Here is a 17123-nt window from a genome sequence, read left to right on the forward strand (position 1 = left end):
TCAGACAAATCTAACAGGAGAGTGTCTGAAATCTGACGGAATGGACATATTCAGAATAGCGGTAGGAAGATCGAGAACACAGTGCCTTGTCCGGGAACAGAAGCAGCTTTCATATGTCCGCCTTGAGCGGTGATGATCTCCCGGGCCAGGAAGAGCCCAATTCCCACACCTTCTGCATCGCGCACATTCTTTCCCCGGTAGAACCTCCTGAAGATTTGGGGCAGCTCTTCCTGGGAGATTCCAAAGCCGGTATCTGCGATATCCAGGCGTATAAACATCTCATTCGCTTCCGCAGTGATATGGATGCTGCCCCCTGGTTCTGAATATTTCACAGCATTCTCCAGCAGATTGGATAACACTTCGGTTGTCCATTTGGGGTCGTAGCACGCTGTGATGTGAGGTTCACAGTTTATACTGATAGTGATGCGGCTGTTCTCTGCCTGGATGAGGATCTGGGAGACTGCTTCAGAAACCGCACGGATCACAGGACAAGGCTCCATGCGCAAAGAGATCATGCCTGTCTCCAGCCTGGACAGTTTGATCAGGGATTGGATCAGCCAGTCGAGTTTTTCCGACTGTTTTTTAACTTGTACAGCAAGCTGAAGCGTATGTTCATCATTCACCAGACTTTCCTCAAGCAACTGGCTGTAGATCATAATATTGGATAAGGGCGTTTTGGTCTGGTGGGAGATGTCGGAGATCAGTTCTTTAATTTTGTTCTTTTCCGTTTCCAGATTCTGTCCGTTCACTCTTGCAATCTCTATGTACCGCATTAATTTATGTTCTATGGAGGAGAGAAGGGTTTCTTCATAATTATAGGTGGGCTCACGCCCGTGAGTAGCATTGTCTACCAATGTCTCTACCTTTCCCATGAAAGAAGTGACCATATTCCTGAGCGACCGGTACCAGGCAACTCCAAGGATTAGCATGCAGATGATGAATAGAAGAGAGAATCCAAGCAGCGATGAACCGGTGATCTCCAGCAATATAATACAAGTCACATATACCAGAACCAGAATGGTAAAAGCAGCAGCGAATGCCACATTCACCAATTGGTTATGCGGAAGCCGTTCTTGTCTCTTCATAGAACAGGACCTTCTGTCCATGTATACCCTAAACCATATACAGTTTTGATATATTGAGGCGAAGAGGGTTCTTCTTCGATCTTGGCCCGCAATCTTTTGATGGCTACCGTTAGTGCATTCTCATCCACGAATACTGCCTCCTGGCTCCACGTTCTGTCGATCAGCTGCTCACGGGTCAGAATGTTTCCTCTATTCGTTACCAGTATGCGCAGCAGTTTCTGTTCGGATTTGCTCAGCAGCAGCGGCCGGCCGTTCTTGAAGTACTCCATTTTGCCAAAATCAAATTCAAGCAGGCCTACAACGATCCTCTCATGGGTAAGCGCATCACTCCTTCTCAGGACGGCCATTACCCTGGCCCGCAGAATCATCAGACTGAACGGTTTGGTAATATAATCATCAGCCCCCAGAGCAAACCCCGTTACAATATCCGGTTCCATGTCGTTGGCCGTCAGGAAGATAATCGGTACCTGCGAGGTTCCGCGGATTCTTTCGCAGTAATCCAGTCCGCTTCCGTCCGGAAGGTTCACATCCAGCAGAATGAGATCAATTTGGGTGGAGGAGATAATCTGATCAGCCATTGCCAGTGAATAGGCTTGTTCTATATGCAATTCATTATGGGCCAGTGACAGGGCTATCCCCTTGTTCAAGCTTTGATCATCTTCAACGATGAGTAGTGTCTTCATGGGCATGACTCCTTTAGTAATCAGGTATTCTCCCAATATTATGGCCAACCCTGGAATATCCTGCAAGTGGGGCGGGGCAGTCTTGATTCGTCGGACAATAAAAAGGCATCTCTATGGTAGAAATTCACCTTGAACTTCTTGTCCTCAAAGCTTTGGACTACTTGTATCTCCCTCGGCAAACCCCAGTGTAGCGATCTTCATTACATATATGTACATCCATGAGCTGTTGCTTACATCGCTGAAGCTGAACTTCTCCGCATCTGCAGGAAGCAGCAATAGATTATATTCAGGATGTATAGCCGCTTCCAGTCCTGCAACCATCCCCGACTAAGGTCCAGTACATAAAACCGTCCACAGTCTGTTTTGAAAGATGCGGGATTGCCCTAGAATAAGGATATAAGAAAGAGAGCAGCGAAAGGCGGTGATAACAAATGCAAAGAAACAAAGGTAACGGACTTGCGATTGCGCTGATTGTAATTGGAGCGGTAATGCTGCTTGGCATTCTGCCTCACTTGATTTCAGGAATCTTCGGTATCCTGTTCCCGGCAGTGCTGGTTGTGCTCGGATACTACGGAATTAAGAGCGGCCGCAAGATTATCGGCTGGGTGGTGCTGTTCATCGGTGTCATGTCTCTGATCTCCAAGCTTTCCTGGATTATCGGTCCGCTGCTGGGTATTGCTCTGGTAGTGTGGGGCATCTCGGTACTGAGGGGCAAACAAAGCAGAACATACTAATACACACAGTCCATACTTATTAAGAAGCAGGGAGGGAGCAGGAAATCATGAGTGTTTTTCGCAGAATGAGGGACATCACCGTAGCCAACTTGAATGAACGCCTGGAACAGAGCCAAGATCCGGTGAAGCTAATTGATCAATTTCTACATTCAACCCGTGAAGAGATCGGGGAGGCCGAGCGGCTGTACCAGCAGTACGCTTCTCATACGAAGCAATTGCAGCAGCAGGTGAATCAGGCCACCGCCATGAGGAACAAACGTGAAGAGCAGGCGCTCCTCGCACTCAAGGCAGGCGAAGATCATCTGGCCAAGCTGGCATTGCAGGAGAAGATTATCCACGAGGAAAAGCTGGAGCAATACAGCGGGCTGCTGGAGACGAGTCAGCAATCACTTTTCGAACTGGAATCCCAGCTGAACGAGCTCAAAATGGAGTATCAGACGGTATACAGCAAACGTCAGTTCTATGCAGCACGGATGGAGTCGCTGCGGCTGCAGCAGCGCATGAATCAAAGAGCCGGCGCTTTTGGCGGCGGAGATGTTCCCAAAATGTTCGGCCGTCTGGAAGACAAGATGTCCGACTGGGAGCTTGAAGCCAAAAGCCTGAGCGACTTGCGCCGGATGGGACAGGAATATGCGGTGCAGGCCGGAGAGACCGTGGCCACCGTACTCGAAAGAGAAATGGCCCGTCTAAAGGAGAAGCTGAACAATGATGGCAGAAAGGAGTAGTAGTATGACCCGATTGTATCGTTCAACAAGAGACAAGGTAATGACAGGGCTGGCAGGCGGATTGTCCGAGACTCTCGGCATTGACTCTACACTGTTCCGGATTCTGCTGGTGATCAGTATTCCATTTAGCGGTGGAGCTACAATCCTCGTATACTTTATCGCAGCAATGGTGATTGCCAAGGAGCCTAACCAGTACAATCCCTTCGGTCCCGGACCCGGTGCGCCGGGTGGCCCGTACGGTGGACCTTACTCCGGCGGACCTGAATATGGCCGCGGACCACAGGCTCCGCACCAAGGACCTCAGGGATATGGCCCCTATGGCGGACAGCCGGGCTACAATCCCGGTTATGACAAGGCAGGCGCTCACGCAGCTCCCGATTCTGGCCTGGATGCCATGATGAAGGATATCGAGAAGAAGGCACTGCAAAAAGAAGTGGAAGAGCTCAAACAAAAACTTGCTAAATACGAGAAGGGAGAAGTGTGAATTATGGGAGTATTCAAACGGATTAAAGATATGACTAAGGCATCGGTAAATGATATGTTGGATAAGGTGGAGGACCCGATTGTGATGCTTAATCAGTATCTGCGCGATATGGAGGCTGAGATTCATGAGGCTGAAGTAACGGTAGCGAAGCAGATGGCTAATGAACGCCGTATGAAACAGCGTGTGGACGAAGCTGCCAAGGTAGCCGGACAACGCGGGGCACAGGCTGAGCTTGCGCTGAAGAACGGGCAGGAGGAAGTTACCCGTAAGCTGCTGGAAGAGAAAATCTACTTCGACCAGAAGTTTACCGAGTATGGCGAGCTTCACGCACAGGCTGAAGTACAGGCCAAGGAACTGGTGCAGCAGCTGCATGATATGAAGGATGAGTTCTACAAGATGCGCAACAAACGCAATGAACTGGTATCCCGCGCTCAGATGGCTAAGGCCAAGAAGCAAATGTCCCAGATCAGCAGCGTACATTCCATTGAAAGCGGAAGTGCCTCCCTTGGCTTCCACCGCATGGAAGAAAAGATCATGCAGCTCGAAGCGGAAGCAGATGTGATGCGCGCTCCGTATAGCCCTTCGGCAACCGCATATGCTAAGCCGGTAGATCCTGAGAAGGAACTGAAAGTGGAAGAGCAGCTTGCCGCACTAAAGAACAAGCTGAACTCAACCCCAGCAGCCCCTCCTTTGAATAAAAAAGAACAATAATCCCTGTTCCTAAAGAACAGCCGGATATGATATGCTGATCAAGGTAAAGCCATACGGTATGGATTCTCCATACCGGTATGGCTTTTGTAGCGGATGCAGTATTCTGAAGGTGTAGCCTTGTGAAACTCAGCTAATGCTTACGAAGTAAGTTTTGCTTCGCAAAACTCTAAGGAGGTGCGTATATGGATAAACGGAACCGTTTGATTGCCATCGGATTGATTGGTGTAGGCTGTTTGATGATATTTGGCAAATGGATCGGCTTCTTTTCCTTTGTCGCACTCCTGTTGCTGCTGCTGGGAATCTACCGGACGACGTCTGGCAAGGTCAAGCAAGGCTATAAGCTTATGGGAGTCGGGGCGGTACTCCTGCTCCTGGACCATTTGCTGCTGGTGCTTGGCATCTGCCTGCTTTCACTGGGGATGTTCTTTGTCAAATCGAAAAGAATGCAGCGTAAGGCCGGGTTTGTGCAGAAGCAAAGCTTTTCTTCCAGATTTGACTGGGACCTCTCGCCCTGGGTGATGCGCAGCCTGAGCGCCTGGCATGTGCTGGGTGAGGTGGATGTGGACCTTTCACTGGCTATGGCGGAGGAGCAGGAGACGATTATGCTGTACCAGGGGATTTTTGGCGATGTGGATATTCTGTTGTCTGAGGATTACGGGGTGGAGATTGAGGCATTCGTGCTGTTCGGCTCAATTGAGTCCGGCAGTAACCGCGATACGGGGATGCTGAACCGGCTGAACTGGAAGTCTCCCAACTATGACAGCTGCGAGCATAAGGTGAAGTTTAACATTTCTTATCTGATGGGGGATCTGGACGTACGCTTCCCTTAAGGGTATGTTAGACGAAGAGAAGGGAGGGCTCCCGGCATGGACAAAAAAAGCAGTAACATGGTAACGCGCAGTATGGGCGAGGGAGCTCTGTTCTCTTTTATCATGCTGCTCGTTATTACATATATTATGTATACATATGGCTTACTACGGCCATTCGAGGATTGGCAGGTTGGCGTAAGGACAGGGTTGACGCTAATTCTGCTGCCGATGGCTTTCGGAATCGGATACGGCTTCTATCAGGGCTTCCGCAGCAAGCGTAAGCTGGAATTACTGCGGGCCACCTTGGTCGCCTGGGAGAAAGGCAATCTCACCCCGGCTATGCCGGACCTCGGCAACGATGAACTGGGGCGGCTCGGGGAACAGCTCGGGCGGATCAGCGGCAAGTGGGAGAATCAGGTCAATACGCTGCAGCGCCTCTCCACCAATAATGCGAAGCTTGCCGAGCAGGCTCGGGTCACGGCAATCATCGAGGAGCGGCAGCGGCTGGCACGGGAGCTGCATGATGCGGTATCGCAGCAGCTGTTCGCCATCTCGATGACGGCAACGGCCGTAGGCCGGACGCTGGAGAAGGACTTCGACAAGGCACAGCGGCAAATCACGCTGATCGAGGAGATGTCTGCAGTAGCCCAGTCGGAGATGAGGGCACTGCTGCTGCATCTGAGACCGGTGTACCTGGAAGGCAAGGGGCTGGAGGAAGGTCTGCAGGAGCTGATTAAGGAACTGAAGATCAAGGTTCCGATTGATATTCTGTTCGAGATGGATCAGGGTGTAGAGCTCTTGAAGGGCGTCGAGAATCACTTGTTCCGTATTGTACAGGAGGCCATCTCGAATACGCTTCGTCATGCCAAAGCGGAGAAGATGGAGATCCGCCTCCACCGCCGGGGCGATACGGTCCGGCTGACGCTGCGCGATGACGGAATCGGCTTCGAGATGGATGACAGCAAGCAGACCTCCTACGGTCTGTCGAATATGCAGGAGCGGATTACAGAGATCGGAGGCTCGATCCAGTTCATCACCGCTCCCGGCAAAGGCTTGCGGATCGACATTACCGTACCGGTAGTCAATGAATAGGGGGCAGGTGTAACAATGGAGATAGAAGAAGATGATGCAATCAAGGTCCTGCTGGTAGACGATCATGAGATGGTCCGGATTGGACTTGCTGCGGTGCTCGGCACCGAGGATGGCATTGAAGTCGTCGGGGAAGCGGGAAGCGGTGAGGAGGGCATCCGTCTGGCCCAGGAGTACACGCCGGATGTGGTGCTGATGGATCTGGTGATGGACGGCATGGATGGAATCGAGACGACTAGACAGCTGCTGAAGCTGTACCCGGACTGTAAGGTGATTGTATTGACCAGTTATTTGGATGATGAGAAAATGTATCCGGTGATTGAAGCGGGAGCCTTCAGTTACCTGCTCAAAACCTCACGGGCCAGCGAAGTCGCAGATGCGATCCGGGCAGCTGCAAGAGGCCAGTCTGTGCTGGAGTCGCAGGTGGCTTCCAAGATGATGAACCGGTTCCGTTCCAATGCAAGAGGAGAGGCACCGGCCTACAAAGAGCTTACTGAACGCGAGATGGAAGTTCTGAAGCTGTTAGCTCAAGGCAAGTCTAACCAAGACATTGCCGATCAATTAATTATTGGGATCAAGACGGTGAAATTCCATGTCACGAATGTCCTTGCCAAGCTGGGGGTTGAAGACCGGACCCAGGCGGCTATTTATGCATATAAGAATGGACTGGCGGAGTAGGCCCGGTCTATGGAAGCCATGGAGCACTTTCAAGCGAATCCGCCCGGATGAACTTGGAAGTGTTTTTGCATGCATTCGTATATCCTTCTCTGAAATTGGATAACCTGTCTAGTAGATTACTAGATCGGTTGAGAGGGAGATGCGAAGTGGGGAATAAAGGGCAGAGTAAGGGGATACTGGTGTTGGTGCTGGCGGGGATATGTGCGCTGATGCTGCTGAGCGGGTTCCGCAGCGCGGAACCCGCAGGAAGAAGCGGGGTACAGAGTACTGTTGCTTCTGCCGGTGCCGGAGAACTTCAGGAATCCCTTGCTCTGCTGACCACACTAGGCGGCCAGGCCTCCGCTCCGGGAGCACCGCTCCGGCTCGTATTGAAATGGCAAGGGGAGTACAGCGGCGCAGCGTCTGCTGAGGCTGCCGTACAGAGCCTTGCCACGCGGCTTGGGCTGGGTGAAATGAGCAGCGCAGATGATGAAGGGCACCGGGCCTGGCGTTCTGGTGCGCAGCTCAGTGGAGGTACACAGATCTCCCTATTCTGGAGTGAGCTTGGTGGTGGACGCAGCTACTGTATTGTTACTCTGGAGACGGCGGATCTTCTGAGCTCGCCGGAGCTGCCGGACGCAGCGGCTGACGCCGGACGGGCAATGCTGCAATCGGGCATTGCTGCGGAGTGGAATGCTTCGCTGCAGGCACCTGCGAAGGAGCAGGGCGGAACACAGGCAGCACTCCTGGCTACGGAGCGGCTACTGAATGCGCAGTTCCCCGGTATTCAGGCAGAGGAGAGCTACGCCGATGTCTCTACATCCAGTCATTCTTACAGTGTGCCGGGTCTTCAGCGCACAGTCAGCAGCGGTAGCCACAGCCTGGCCCTCCAGCTGGCAGTTCACAAGAACGTCAACGCGGACGAGAACCGGATAACTCTTGGAATGCCATTAATTACAATCGAATACTGAGGTTAAGTGACGTAATATAAGCGTAATCCGGTGAAGGCATAAGAAAGAGTAATGGAAAAGTGCGAAATCCCGAGAAAAACTGTCAGGAATGTGATGGCATCCTCCGTGCAATTATGATAAAATGACATCACGCCTATAGTCGTATGTTGTCTTATACTAGGCGTTGAGAATGAATGTCAACTATATTACATACAGAGAGATGAGGAGCCATGGCTGAAAATCAAACCCTTGATGCACTGCATACACCCGGTGCTGTATTCTTTATCTTCGGGGCAACCGGAGATCTGGCCCGGCGTAAGCTTTTCCCGGCGATTTACAGTTTGTACCGTGAAGGCAAGCTGACCCAAGATTTTGCGGTCATTGGCGTGGCTCGGCGTCCCCGCACCCAGAATGAATTCCGGGAAGATGTGAAGGAATCCATCCGCGAGTTCTGCCGTTATCAGGCAGGAGATGCTGCGGAATGGAACGAGTTCGTAGAGCATTTTGAATACAAGTCACTCGACATCAATAATATTGACGGCTTCCGTGAGCTGAATGAGCAGACGGAGCTGCTGGAAGAGAAGTTCAATATTCCGGGCAACCGCATGTTCTATCTGGCGCTTGCACCTGAGTTGTTCGGCAGCGTATCCTTCAACCTTAAGGCAGGCGGGATGCTGCAGGCCAAAGGCTGGAACCGTCTGGTCATCGAGAAGCCGTTCGGCTATAATCTCGAATCCGCTGAGGAACTGAACGAACAGATCCGCCAGGTCTTCAAGGAAGAGGAGATTTACCGGATTGACCACTACCTGGGCAAGGAAATGGTTCAGAATATTGAAGTGATCCGGTTCGCCAATGCCTTCTTCGAGCCGCTGTGGAACAACAAGCACATCGCCAACATTCAGATTACACTCGGCGAGACAGTGGGTGTGGAAGAGCGCGGCGGGTATTACGACCATGCGGGGGCGCTGCGCGATATGGGCCAGAACCATATTTTGCAGCTGCTGACGATGATCGCTATGGAACCGCCTAGCCGTCTGCTGGCTGAAGATATCCGTGATGAGAAGGTGAAGGTTCTACGTTCGCTGCGTCCTTACGCTACCGCTGATGAAGTCCGCGAGAACGTAGTCCGGGGCCAATACACTCAAGGTCTCTACAAGGGCAAGACGCTTCCGGCTTATCGCCAGGAAGACAAAGTGGACCCGGAATCGAATACAGAGACGTACTTCGCAGCCCGTGTATTCGTGGATAACTTCCGCTGGGCCGGAGTTCCCTTCTATATCCGTACCGGCAAACGCCTGCCTGTGAAGACCACGGAAGTGGTTGTAGAATTCAAAGGAATGCCGACCAATGTCTACTTGGGCCAGAAGCACAAGCTCGAGCCGAACCTGCTCGTCATCCGCGTCAATCCGATGGAAGGCATCTACGTGAAGATCAATGCGAAGAAGCCGGGCTCGGAATCCGAGATTCAGCCGCTGGCTATGGATTTCTGCCAGAGCTGCATGATCGGCATCAACTCGCCGGAGGCTTATGAGCGTCTGCTGCATGATGCTGCACGCGGCGATTCCACCTACTTCACCCGCTGGGATGAAGTATCCTCGGCCTGGTCCTTCGTGGACCGGATTGCCAAGGCTTGGAAGGAAGAGAGCAACGACTTGGCTTCCTATCCTGCGGGCTCCTGGGGTCCGGTTGAAGCCGACCAGCTGCTTGCCGGAGAAGGCTTCCACTGGTGGCCGGTCAACGGCCAGGATGAAGACAATGTGGTCTGGCAGGTTAACCGCTAGATCCTGAATAGAGTACCGATGAAGATCCCCTTGCATATTGCTGCAGGGGGATCTTTTGTACACAATATTACAAGATATTTGACAACAGCCGCTTTTTTGTAGATAATCTCTGCCGGATTTTGCTATACTGAGAAGGATGCTTTCAACATAAAGATTTCTAAGCCTAGCGCTATAGATGATCCCATACATGGTAAACGTTACGTTCAAGAAATATACGTTGAATCTCTAAGGAAAGGATCTGAATCCATGAATAGCAGTCCGATTTGATCGATCCGGCAATAGAGGCAGAAGTAAGCATGAATTTATAGATGAAGGGATATGTGCAATGAATAAAGCAACGGACCACAAGCTTCAGAGTGAAGTAGACAAACGCAGAACCTTTGCGATTATTTCCCACCCGGATGCGGGTAAAACCACACTGACAGAGAAACTGCTGCTCTTCGGAGGCGCCATCCGTCTGGCAGGTACAGTCAAAGCCCGTAAGGCAAGCAAGCACGCCACCAGTGACTGGATGGAAATTGAGAAGCAGCGCGGAATCTCGGTTACGTCCTCTGTGATGCAGTTTGATTATCTGGACCACCGGGTGAACATTCTGGATACTCCGGGTCACCAGGATTTCAGTGAGGACACGTACCGTACGCTCACTGCGGCTGACAGTGCGGTTATGCTGATCGACGTAGCCAAGGGTGTAGAAACACAGACAATCAAGCTGTTCCAGGTCTGCGCGAAGCGCGGCATTCCAATCTTCACCTTCATTAATAAGCTGGACCGGGAAGGCCGCAGCCCGTTTGATCTGATGGAGGAGCTGGAGAATGTGCTGGGCATCCGCTCGGTGCCGATGAACTGGCCGATTGGGATGGGCCGTGAGCTGTGCGGCGTCTATGACCGGATGAAGAATCAGGTTGAGCTGTTCCAGGGCGATGACCACTCCGTGATTAAGGTGCAGAAGGTGGAGAGCTATCGCGACCCGATTATCCGTGAGATGGCGGGGGAGTACCTGCATGATCAATTATGCGCCGATTTGGAGCTGCTGGATGTAGCGGGCGATCCTTTTGACTATGAGAAGGTGCTGCGCGGGGAGATTACTCCTGTATTCTTCGGCAGTGCCATCAACAACTTCGGTGTACAGACATTCCTGGATAATTTCCTGGATCTTGCCCCTAAACCTGAACCACGCCGCAGTACAGCTGGCTCTATAGAACCGACGAATGAGAAATTCACCGGCTATGTATTCAAAATCCAGGCGAACATGAATCCTGCACACCGTGACCGTATCGCCTTCCTGCGTATCGTGTCCGGTAAGTTCGAGCGCGGGATGAGTGTGAAGCATGTACGTGCCGGCAAAGACATCAAGCTGTCCCAGCCGCAGCAGTTCCTTGCCCAGGACCGGGATATTGTTGAAGAGGCGTATCCGGGGGATATTATCGGTCTGTTCGATCCGGGTATCTTCCGGATTGGCGACACGCTCAGTCAGGCTGGAGATATGGAGTTCGATGAGCTGCCGACCTTCTCGCCGGAGATTTTCTCCAAAGTCACCATTAAGAATGCACTGAAGTCGAAGCAGTTCCAGAAGGGAATTGACCAGCTGACCGAAGAGGGTATGATCCAGGTGTTCCGTACCGTCAATTTCGACGATATTCTGCTGGGTGTAGTGGGACAGCTGCAGTTCGAGGTGTTCGAGTACCGCATGAAGGGTGAGTATGGCGTGGATGTACAGCTGCAGCGTATGAGCTACCAGTTCGCACGCTGGATCGTGGATGAGAACAAGCCGGATGCCAGCAAGTTCCGGATCAACTCCACTCTGGTTACGGACAAGAAGGGCAATTACGTAGTGCTGTTCGAGAATGAATACGCCATGCGGACCGCGATTGAGAAGAATCCGACCGCTAAGTTCCTGGAGACTGCGCCTTGAAGGGTGTAATAGAAGTAAGCTGAGCAGTTAAGCATATGTATGATTAGGCTATAAAAAACCTCCGCCTCCACCTGTGCAGCAGCACGGTGGGGTGCGGAGGTTTTTGGCGGGATGGGCCTCCTCTAGGAGGTGATGGACCCTGGTGTAAGCTTGTCCAGATGTCTGTGCAGCATAGAGAGAACCCGGTCCTGCTTGGCAGGGTCGAGGTCCTTCCATATCATCTCAAAGACGACACCCAGTCCGGGAAGCGCGGCTTCCGGCCCGTCTACGGAATTCTCAATGACCTCCCGCAGACCTTCCTCGGACTGGCCGTGCACCTTGTGAATGATGGCCTGGCGCAAATCAAGGGTGACTGGCATAATCGGCCTCCTTAAAGTTTTGTGAGCATCTGCTTCCTGAATCAGCATCGCAAAACTGACTTCGAAAGCAGGGGCTTAGTCAGGTAAGCAGCCTTCTTATAAGGTGCCCTGCGGGAGCGCTGAACATTCAAGTTTATAACGGCTTATGCTATACTGTGTGAGATGTATTATTACGTGCGGGAGGGACAAGGCTTAATGGCAAAAAAACAGTATGCCATCATCGGCATGGGGCGTTTCGGCTCAAGTGTGGCCAAAGCGCTCAGCGGGATGGGTTATGAGGTGCTGGCCATTGATGCGGATGAGCAGCGCACCCAGGAAATCTCCAATATTGTGACGCATGCCGTATCTGCGGACTCCACGGATGAAGAGGCGCTGCGTGCGCTTGGCATCCGTAACTTCGATGTGGTGGTAGTCGCCATCGGTGAGGATATTCAGGCCAGCATTCTGACAACGCTGATCTTGAAGGATCTGGGCGTGCCTGCCATTATCGCCAAAGCCAAAAGTGAGCTGCACGGCAAGGTGCTGGGCAAAATCGGAGCAGATAAGGTGATCTATCCGGAGCGGGACATGGGGATGCGGGTGGCGCATCATCTCGCTTCTCCGAACATCCTCGATTATATCGAGCTGTCACCGGAGTACAGCATTCTCGACATGAAGGTCTCGGGACCCATGCTGGGCAAAAACCTGCAGGAGCTTGACATCCGCGCCAAATTTGGCTGCAATGTCATGGCTATCCGCCGGGGCGAGGAAATGAATATCTCCCCCAGAGCGGAGGACCGCCTGACCGATGGTGATGTCCTTGTCATTGTCGGACGGAAGGATAACCTGACGAAGCTGGAAATGGCTTATCAATAGGAATCTGTAAGCAACAGAAAGGTAGGACCCTATGGAAATTATGTCGCCGCAGAACACGCGGGTGAAGGAATGGGCCGGACTGCAGGAGAAGAAGCACCGTGACCGGTCCGGTAAATATATCGTGGAAGGCATTCATCTGGTGCAGGAGGCGCTGCAAACCGAAGCGGATGTGGAATGCCTGGCTTTTGACCTCGATAAAGGCATGCCGTCTGAGCTGAAGCTGCTGCTTCAGGCCGTACAGGGCATGGAGGTCATCGGCGTGTCAGCAGCGGTGGTTGCCAAGTGCAGCAGCACAGGTACACCGCAACCGGTGTTCGCCATTGTGCGGAAGGAACAGAAGGGGATAGAGGCGATTCTGGCGAAGCCGGACAGCCTGGTTGTGGTCCTGGACGGGGTCCAGGACCCCGGCAATGTAGGCACCATCATCCGCAGCGCGGATGCAGCGGGTGCGGACGGTGTGATCCTCGGTCAGGGCTGCGCTGATCTCTTCAACCCGAAGACCATCCGGTCCACGATGGGCTCGATGTTCCATCTCCCGGTAGTGGAGGGAGAGCTAAGTACCATTCTCCCGCAGGCACGGGAGGGCGGAGCGCTGCTGGTCAGCACCTCGCTGACGGCGGAGGATTCCTGCTACACCCATGATTTTCACGGCAGCCAGTGGCTGCTGATCGGCAGCGAAGGCCAAGGCATCTCGCCCGAGACAGCCCGTCTAGTCGACAAAAGCATCCTCATCCCGATGGCCGGCCGCGCCGAATCACTAAACGCCGCGATGGCGGCAACGATCCTGCTGTTTGAGGGGATGCGGCAGCGGGGGAGATAGTGAATATGTGAATAAAAGCCCGCACTCGGCCTATCAGGCCAGAGTACGGGCTTTTCATTGTTCAGAGGACATCCTGTCCGTTTTCGCTTTCTGTGTAGATGGAGATCAGCACAATCGCGGTGTCCTGACCCGTATTTTTGACGGAATGGGGGGTGCAGGCATTCCAGCTAAAGGAATCACCCTCGGTAAATTCGGCTCCGTCTTCCCCTTGCTGCGCGTAAATGGTCCCTTTAATGACGACATGGACCTCCTGACCTTCATGCGCATGGGGGGCATCCCCAATCATGGCACCGGGAGGGAACTCGACGATCGACATCCTGACGTTCTGGGTGGAGCTGAGGTGTTCGACCCTTAGTTCAGCTGCGCCGCTGGTGGTGATTCTCCGTTCATCCTTGCGGACGATCTGCATGCGTTCTTCTTTTTTTAGCAGCAAATAAGCAAGAGGAACCTTCAGAGCCTGGGCGATATTCTCCAGTGTAGCGATGGAAGGTGATGTCTTATTGGTTTCGACCTGGCTCATGAAGCCTTGGGAGAGGCCGGTAGTGTCGCATATTTGCGCGATGGTGATATTTTTCCGCTTGCGGATTGCCCGTATTGTAGCGCCGATATCCATGGGATCACACCTTCATAATATTTGTAATACTAAACTTATTTTCATATTAACAATTTCATTATTGACAAGTCAATGTCCCTTGCGATAAATTACTCATATAGAAAATATATTATTATAACTAATATTTAGATGATAATCTTCACTATGGAGGAAAATAAAATGAATCCTAAGTATTCATATGATGTTCACTTACCAGATAAGCTCGAGCAGGGCAGGAAATACCCGGTGATCTTTACTTTTCACGGCAAAGGCTCTAATGAGCGCAATATGTTCGGTCTGGTGGCGCCGCTGGCTGAGGAGTTCATTATTATCGGGGTTCGCGGGAATTTGCCGCTGGGTACGGGGTATCAATATTATGATTTGAAAGGCCTGGGCAACCCCATCCGCGAGATGTTTGACCAAGCTGTCAGCGATCTTGAGGCCTTCATTCACTATGCAACGCAGCAGTATCCGGTCGATCCGGACAGACGTTATTTGCTGGGCTTCAGCCAAGGAGCCATTCTGTCCATGACGCTTGCACTTACGATGGGGGAGCAGCTCAAAGGGATTGTCGCGCTGAATGGGTATATTCCTGATTTTGTGAAAATGGAGTATAAGCTCCGTAGTCTTAAAAACGTGTCTGTCTTCGCTTCGCATGGTGAATACGATTCAGTGTTCCCGGTCCGCATTGGCCATGAGACTGCCGCTTATCTTGAGGGGCAAACCGAACGGCTGGCCTTCAGACTCTATCCGTCCGACCATGGCGTAACTGAAGCTAACCAGCGTGATTTCTTGCAATGGCTCAAGCAGGATGCCGGATTAATTACTAATAAGGAGTGATTATCGATGATGCCTTCCTATTTTTTTGCGCACGGAGCTCCATCTATTGTTCTTGAAGATAATGCCTACACCAAGCTGTTAAAAGAGTTCAAGGACCATATGCCCAAACCGAAAGCCATCATTCTCTTCTCCGCTCATTGGGAGGAAACTGTACAGTCAGTGGGCGCAGCGGCAACGTACGATACCATTTATGACTTTGGCGGATTCCAGGACGAGCTGTACCAGATGACGTATCCCGCACATGGCGATCCGGCTCTCGTGGAGCAGATTCAGAAGCTATTGACCGCGGGTGGTGTGAAGAATGTCAGGGATGAACAAAGAGGACTCGATCATGGCGCATGGGCTGTGCTGAAGCTGCTCTATCCGGAGGCGGATATTCCGGTTGTAGCGATGTCTGTAAATCGTGATCTGCCTAATGCGCAGCAGTATGAGATCGGCAAGTCGCTGGCGGCGCTGCGTGAACAGGATGTGCTTATCATCGGCAGCGGGGGAACCGTTCATAATCTGCGGAGGTTGAACTGGAATTCGGATGAGGTCAACGGGTGGGCCGAGCAGTTCGATCGCTGGATTCAGGAGAAGGTGGAAGCATGGGATACAGAAGCGCTGTTCCAATACGAGGAGCTTGCTCCTTATGCGGAGATGGCGGTCCCAACGAGTGAGCACTTTATTCCGCTGTTTATCGCAATGGGAGCGGGAGACCCGGGGCGTAATGCGCAGCTGCTTCACCGGAGTTATCAGTATGGTAATCTAAGCTTGAGCTGCTGGCAGTTTAATTAAAATGTGGTGAACTCCGAATGCTCCGCTTCGGCAATCTCCTTGGCATACTTCCGAAATCAGGCATGCCAAGCTGTCGGGGAGGAAGGAATTTCCGGTCCACTTTTCAATACATTCTTGGTAAGGTAGGGGGGACTGCTATTCTGAAGAGGTGATGGTTATGCAAAAGAAACATTGTGCATTCTGCGATCAGATTGTTCCAATTACAGCAGACGGTGAGTACGATCAGTATATCGACTGCTCTTGCTCTCCTGGCGGAAGCTACAGCCTGCTTAGAGACAGCTATGAATCGATTCTTGCGCTCTCGTTCCAGCAGAAGCGAGACATGCTGCATCTGATCTCAGGTTATATCCGCGAAAAGACGGATTGTGGCGAGAAGGTGATCCTTGCGTTCAGCGATCTGGAGGATATTGTGGATGCCCCGGGTATTCCGGTAACGGCTGAGGATAAAGGAGACCGGCTGCTGCATTATCTGCATAGGCATTGTGATGTCCCCGGAGAGCCAGTAGTCATTCACCCTCTGTCCCGCAGCTACAATCTGACGTACTCGCCCAATCTGCAGGAACTGGTCTATATTATCGACAGGCTGCAAAATGAGGATCTGTTAATTAGGGAAGGTATGAATTTTACATTGACCCCCTTGGGGTGGGAGGAAGCAGTGGCAACAGCAGGAGGCCGGACCTTACAGAAATGCACCGTTCTTCTGCCGGATAATGAGAAGCTGCAGGCGGAGTGGCAGGACAAGCTTTGGTCCAAAATCGAGCAGTTTGGCTATTCACCCCGTTTGCTTGCCAGCAAGAACGAAGCTGCAAATTCTTTGGAGTCTGTGGCGGACAGCAAGCTGGTTGTTGCGGACCTCACAGGCCAGTCAGCTGAGGTGTATCTGGCAGCGGGCTATGCGCTTGGGCTGAACATTCCGGTAATCTGGACGGTAAGAAGCGATGAGGCCGATAAGTTAAGGATACATCTTCAGGAGATACGTCCTCTGGTTTGGGATACTGCGGAAGAGCTGATGGTATTGCTTCAGCAGAAACTTTTGAAATAATAGTTGCATAGTTGTTTGATCCATGTTATATTATAAAAGTTGCTGGTGACGCGGTGAGCGGCGCTGACAACGAGCTTGATCTTTGAAAACTGAACAACGAGTGAGTACCTGGAGATCACTTCGGTGAGATCCAAAATGAGAATGTAAATTCTCGTCAGATGTTTCAAAATGAGCAATCGCTCTTTCTAAATACCAATTTGGAGAGTTTGATCCTGGCT

At 51.9% G+C, this 17123-nt stretch carries 21 protein-coding genes; 15 read left to right on the forward strand and 6 right to left on the reverse strand.

The annotated features are described in order from the left end of the window. Positions 1 to 50 precede the first annotated feature (50 nt). From ACFSX3_RS30310 to ACFSX3_RS30320, 3 genes are all read right to left on the reverse strand, one after another. The gene (locus ACFSX3_RS30310; protein WP_209994099.1) at positions 51 to 1085 is read right to left on the reverse strand and encodes a sensor histidine kinase; all 1035 of its coding nucleotides are present in this window, start codon (positions 1083 to 1085) and stop codon (positions 51 to 53) included. Continuing rightward, the gene (locus ACFSX3_RS30315) at positions 1082 to 1768 is read right to left on the reverse strand and encodes a response regulator transcription factor (RefSeq protein WP_209994098.1); all 687 of its coding nucleotides are present in this window, start codon (positions 1766 to 1768) and stop codon (positions 1082 to 1084) included. The genes ACFSX3_RS30310 and ACFSX3_RS30315 overlap by 4 nt, the downstream gene beginning before the upstream one ends. A gap of 144 nt (positions 1769 to 1912) precedes the next feature. Further along, positions 1913 to 2089 carry an S-layer homology domain-containing protein gene (locus ACFSX3_RS30320; protein WP_209994097.1) on the reverse strand — a complete coding sequence of 59 codons (177 nt, stop codon included), beginning with the start codon at positions 2087 to 2089 and terminating at the stop codon, positions 1913 to 1915. Between the two features lie 110 nt (positions 2090 to 2199). On the opposite strand from ACFSX3_RS30320, the gene ACFSX3_RS30325 reads away from it, so the two are divergent. The 10 genes from ACFSX3_RS30325 (at position 2200) to ACFSX3_RS30370 (ending at position 11620) form a co-directional block, all read left to right on the forward strand. Beyond that, the gene (locus ACFSX3_RS30325) at positions 2200 to 2502 is read left to right on the forward strand and encodes a LiaF transmembrane domain-containing protein (RefSeq protein WP_036731138.1); all 303 of its coding nucleotides are present in this window, start codon (positions 2200 to 2202) and stop codon (positions 2500 to 2502) included. Between the two features lie 47 nt (positions 2503 to 2549). Then, positions 2550 to 3227 (forward strand): PspA/IM30 family protein, encoded by a 678-nt coding sequence (locus tag ACFSX3_RS30330; RefSeq protein WP_209994096.1) that lies wholly within the window; start codon positions 2550 to 2552, stop codon positions 3225 to 3227. A gap of 4 nt (positions 3228 to 3231) precedes the next feature. Next, complete coding sequence (locus ACFSX3_RS30335) at positions 3232 to 3711, forward strand: PspC domain-containing protein (RefSeq protein ID WP_209994095.1); 480 nt, start codon at positions 3232 to 3234, stop codon at positions 3709 to 3711. A gap of 3 nt (positions 3712 to 3714) precedes the next feature. Further along, positions 3715 to 4422, forward strand: coding sequence for a PspA/IM30 family protein (locus ACFSX3_RS30340; RefSeq protein ID WP_036700284.1), 708 nt, complete (start codon positions 3715 to 3717; stop codon positions 4420 to 4422). A 182-nt stretch (positions 4423 to 4604) separates the two neighbouring features. Then, positions 4605 to 5252: a cell wall-active antibiotics response protein LiaF gene (gene liaF, locus ACFSX3_RS30345; RefSeq protein WP_209994094.1), complete on the forward strand. Its 648-nt coding sequence runs from the start codon at positions 4605 to 4607 to the stop codon at positions 5250 to 5252. 36 nt (positions 5253 to 5288) lie between these two features. Continuing rightward, positions 5289 to 6323 (forward strand): sensor histidine kinase, encoded by a 1035-nt coding sequence (locus ACFSX3_RS30350; RefSeq protein WP_209994093.1) that lies wholly within the window; start codon positions 5289 to 5291, stop codon positions 6321 to 6323. Between the two features lie 15 nt (positions 6324 to 6338). Then, positions 6339 to 6998 carry a response regulator gene (locus tag ACFSX3_RS30355; protein WP_036700278.1) on the forward strand — a complete coding sequence of 220 codons (660 nt, stop codon included), beginning with the start codon at positions 6339 to 6341 and terminating at the stop codon, positions 6996 to 6998. Between the two features lie 146 nt (positions 6999 to 7144). Continuing rightward, positions 7145 to 7948: a YwmB family TATA-box binding protein gene (locus ACFSX3_RS30360; protein WP_209994092.1), complete on the forward strand. Its 804-nt coding sequence runs from the start codon at positions 7145 to 7147 to the stop codon at positions 7946 to 7948. 209 nt (positions 7949 to 8157) lie between these two features. After that, positions 8158 to 9708 (forward strand): glucose-6-phosphate dehydrogenase, encoded by a 1551-nt coding sequence (zwf, locus tag ACFSX3_RS30365; protein WP_209994091.1) that lies wholly within the window; start codon positions 8158 to 8160, stop codon positions 9706 to 9708. Positions 9709 to 10033: 325 nt separating this feature from the next. Beyond that, positions 10034 to 11620, forward strand: coding sequence for a peptide chain release factor 3 (locus ACFSX3_RS30370; protein ID WP_209994090.1), 1587 nt, complete (start codon positions 10034 to 10036; stop codon positions 11618 to 11620). 122 nt (positions 11621 to 11742) lie between these two features. Here ACFSX3_RS30370 and ACFSX3_RS30375 read toward each other — a convergent pair whose 3' ends face one another. Next, positions 11743 to 11979 (reverse strand): small acid-soluble spore protein SspI, encoded by a 237-nt coding sequence (locus ACFSX3_RS30375; protein WP_036700271.1) that lies wholly within the window; start codon positions 11977 to 11979, stop codon positions 11743 to 11745. A 195-nt stretch (positions 11980 to 12174) separates the two neighbouring features. On the opposite strand from ACFSX3_RS30375, the gene ACFSX3_RS30380 reads away from it, so the two are divergent. Together ACFSX3_RS30380 and ACFSX3_RS30385 are read left to right on the forward strand one after the other, a co-directional pair. Further along, complete coding sequence (locus ACFSX3_RS30380) at positions 12175 to 12834, forward strand: potassium channel family protein (protein WP_209994089.1); 660 nt, start codon at positions 12175 to 12177, stop codon at positions 12832 to 12834. 31 nt (positions 12835 to 12865) lie between these two features. Further along, complete coding sequence (locus tag ACFSX3_RS30385) at positions 12866 to 13654, forward strand: TrmH family RNA methyltransferase (protein WP_209994088.1); 789 nt, start codon at positions 12866 to 12868, stop codon at positions 13652 to 13654. Between the two features lie 61 nt (positions 13655 to 13715). On the opposite strand, the gene ACFSX3_RS30390 is transcribed toward ACFSX3_RS30385, so the two are convergent. Then, entirely contained in the window at positions 13716 to 14267 is a 552-nt protein-coding gene (locus ACFSX3_RS30390; protein ID WP_209994087.1) for a cupin domain-containing protein, read from the reverse strand. 159 nt (positions 14268 to 14426) lie between these two features. Here ACFSX3_RS30390 and ACFSX3_RS30395 point away from each other — a divergent pair, with 159 nt between their 5' ends. The 3 genes from ACFSX3_RS30395 to ACFSX3_RS30405 all read left to right on the forward strand — a co-directional run bounded on the left by ACFSX3_RS30395 (position 14427) and on the right by ACFSX3_RS30405 (position 16905). Beyond that, entirely contained in the window at positions 14427 to 15086 is a 660-nt protein-coding gene (locus tag ACFSX3_RS30395; RefSeq protein ID WP_209994086.1) for an alpha/beta hydrolase, read from the forward strand. A gap of 6 nt (positions 15087 to 15092) precedes the next feature. Then, the gene (locus ACFSX3_RS30400; protein WP_209994085.1) at positions 15093 to 15863 is read left to right on the forward strand and encodes a dioxygenase family protein; all 771 of its coding nucleotides are present in this window, start codon (positions 15093 to 15095) and stop codon (positions 15861 to 15863) included. A gap of 157 nt (positions 15864 to 16020) precedes the next feature. Continuing rightward, the gene (locus ACFSX3_RS30405; RefSeq protein ID WP_209994084.1) at positions 16021 to 16905 is read left to right on the forward strand and encodes a hypothetical protein; all 885 of its coding nucleotides are present in this window, start codon (positions 16021 to 16023) and stop codon (positions 16903 to 16905) included. Positions 16906 to 16935: 30 nt separating this feature from the next. On the opposite strand, the gene ACFSX3_RS30410 is transcribed toward ACFSX3_RS30405, so the two are convergent. Beyond that, positions 16936 to 17123 (reverse strand): hypothetical protein (locus ACFSX3_RS30410; RefSeq protein ID WP_379313658.1); only part of this gene is annotated, 188 nt, incomplete at its 5' end.

The sequence above is a fragment of the Paenibacillus rhizoplanae genome, from assembly GCF_042684125.1.
GTDB classification, from domain to species: Bacteria; Bacillota; Bacilli; order Paenibacillales; family Paenibacillaceae; genus Paenibacillus_AQ; species Paenibacillus_AQ rhizoplanae.

Excerpts from the sequence above, each read along its gene's own strand:
- ACFSX3_RS30310 (WP_209994099.1), bottom strand. The coding sequence starts at position 1,085 with ATGAAGAGACAAGAACGGCTTCCGCATAACCAATTGGTGAATGTGGCA.
- ACFSX3_RS30315 (WP_209994098.1), bottom strand. The coding sequence starts at position 1,768 with ATGAAGACACTACTCATCGTTGAAGATGATCAAAGCTTGAACAAGGGG.
- ACFSX3_RS30320 (WP_209994097.1), bottom strand. The coding sequence starts at position 2,089 with ATGGTTGCAGGACTGGAAGCGGCTATACATCCTGAATATAATCTATTG.
- ACFSX3_RS30325 (WP_036731138.1), top strand. The coding sequence starts at position 2,200 with ATGCAAAGAAACAAAGGTAACGGACTTGCGATTGCGCTGATTGTAATT.
- ACFSX3_RS30330 (WP_209994096.1), top strand. The coding sequence starts at position 2,550 with ATGAGTGTTTTTCGCAGAATGAGGGACATCACCGTAGCCAACTTGAAT.
- ACFSX3_RS30335 (WP_209994095.1), top strand. The coding sequence starts at position 3,232 with ATGACCCGATTGTATCGTTCAACAAGAGACAAGGTAATGACAGGGCTG.
- ACFSX3_RS30340 (WP_036700284.1), top strand. The coding sequence starts at position 3,715 with ATGGGAGTATTCAAACGGATTAAAGATATGACTAAGGCATCGGTAAAT.
- liaF (WP_209994094.1), top strand. The coding sequence starts at position 4,605 with ATGGATAAACGGAACCGTTTGATTGCCATCGGATTGATTGGTGTAGGC.
- ACFSX3_RS30350 (WP_209994093.1), top strand. The coding sequence starts at position 5,289 with ATGGACAAAAAAAGCAGTAACATGGTAACGCGCAGTATGGGCGAGGGA.
- ACFSX3_RS30355 (WP_036700278.1), top strand. The coding sequence starts at position 6,339 with ATGGAGATAGAAGAAGATGATGCAATCAAGGTCCTGCTGGTAGACGAT.
- zwf (WP_209994091.1), top strand. The coding sequence starts at position 8,158 with ATGGCTGAAAATCAAACCCTTGATGCACTGCATACACCCGGTGCTGTA.
- ACFSX3_RS30370 (WP_209994090.1), top strand. The coding sequence starts at position 10,034 with ATGAATAAAGCAACGGACCACAAGCTTCAGAGTGAAGTAGACAAACGC.
- ACFSX3_RS30375 (WP_036700271.1), bottom strand. The coding sequence starts at position 11,979 with ATGCCAGTCACCCTTGATTTGCGCCAGGCCATCATTCACAAGGTGCAC.
- ACFSX3_RS30380 (WP_209994089.1), top strand. The coding sequence starts at position 12,175 with ATGGCAAAAAAACAGTATGCCATCATCGGCATGGGGCGTTTCGGCTCA.
- ACFSX3_RS30385 (WP_209994088.1), top strand. The coding sequence starts at position 12,866 with ATGGAAATTATGTCGCCGCAGAACACGCGGGTGAAGGAATGGGCCGGA.
- ACFSX3_RS30390 (WP_209994087.1), bottom strand. The coding sequence starts at position 14,267 with ATGGATATCGGCGCTACAATACGGGCAATCCGCAAGCGGAAAAATATC.
- ACFSX3_RS30395 (WP_209994086.1), top strand. The coding sequence starts at position 14,427 with ATGAATCCTAAGTATTCATATGATGTTCACTTACCAGATAAGCTCGAG.
- ACFSX3_RS30400 (WP_209994085.1), top strand. The coding sequence starts at position 15,093 with ATGATGCCTTCCTATTTTTTTGCGCACGGAGCTCCATCTATTGTTCTT.
- ACFSX3_RS30405 (WP_209994084.1), top strand. The coding sequence starts at position 16,021 with ATGCAAAAGAAACATTGTGCATTCTGCGATCAGATTGTTCCAATTACA.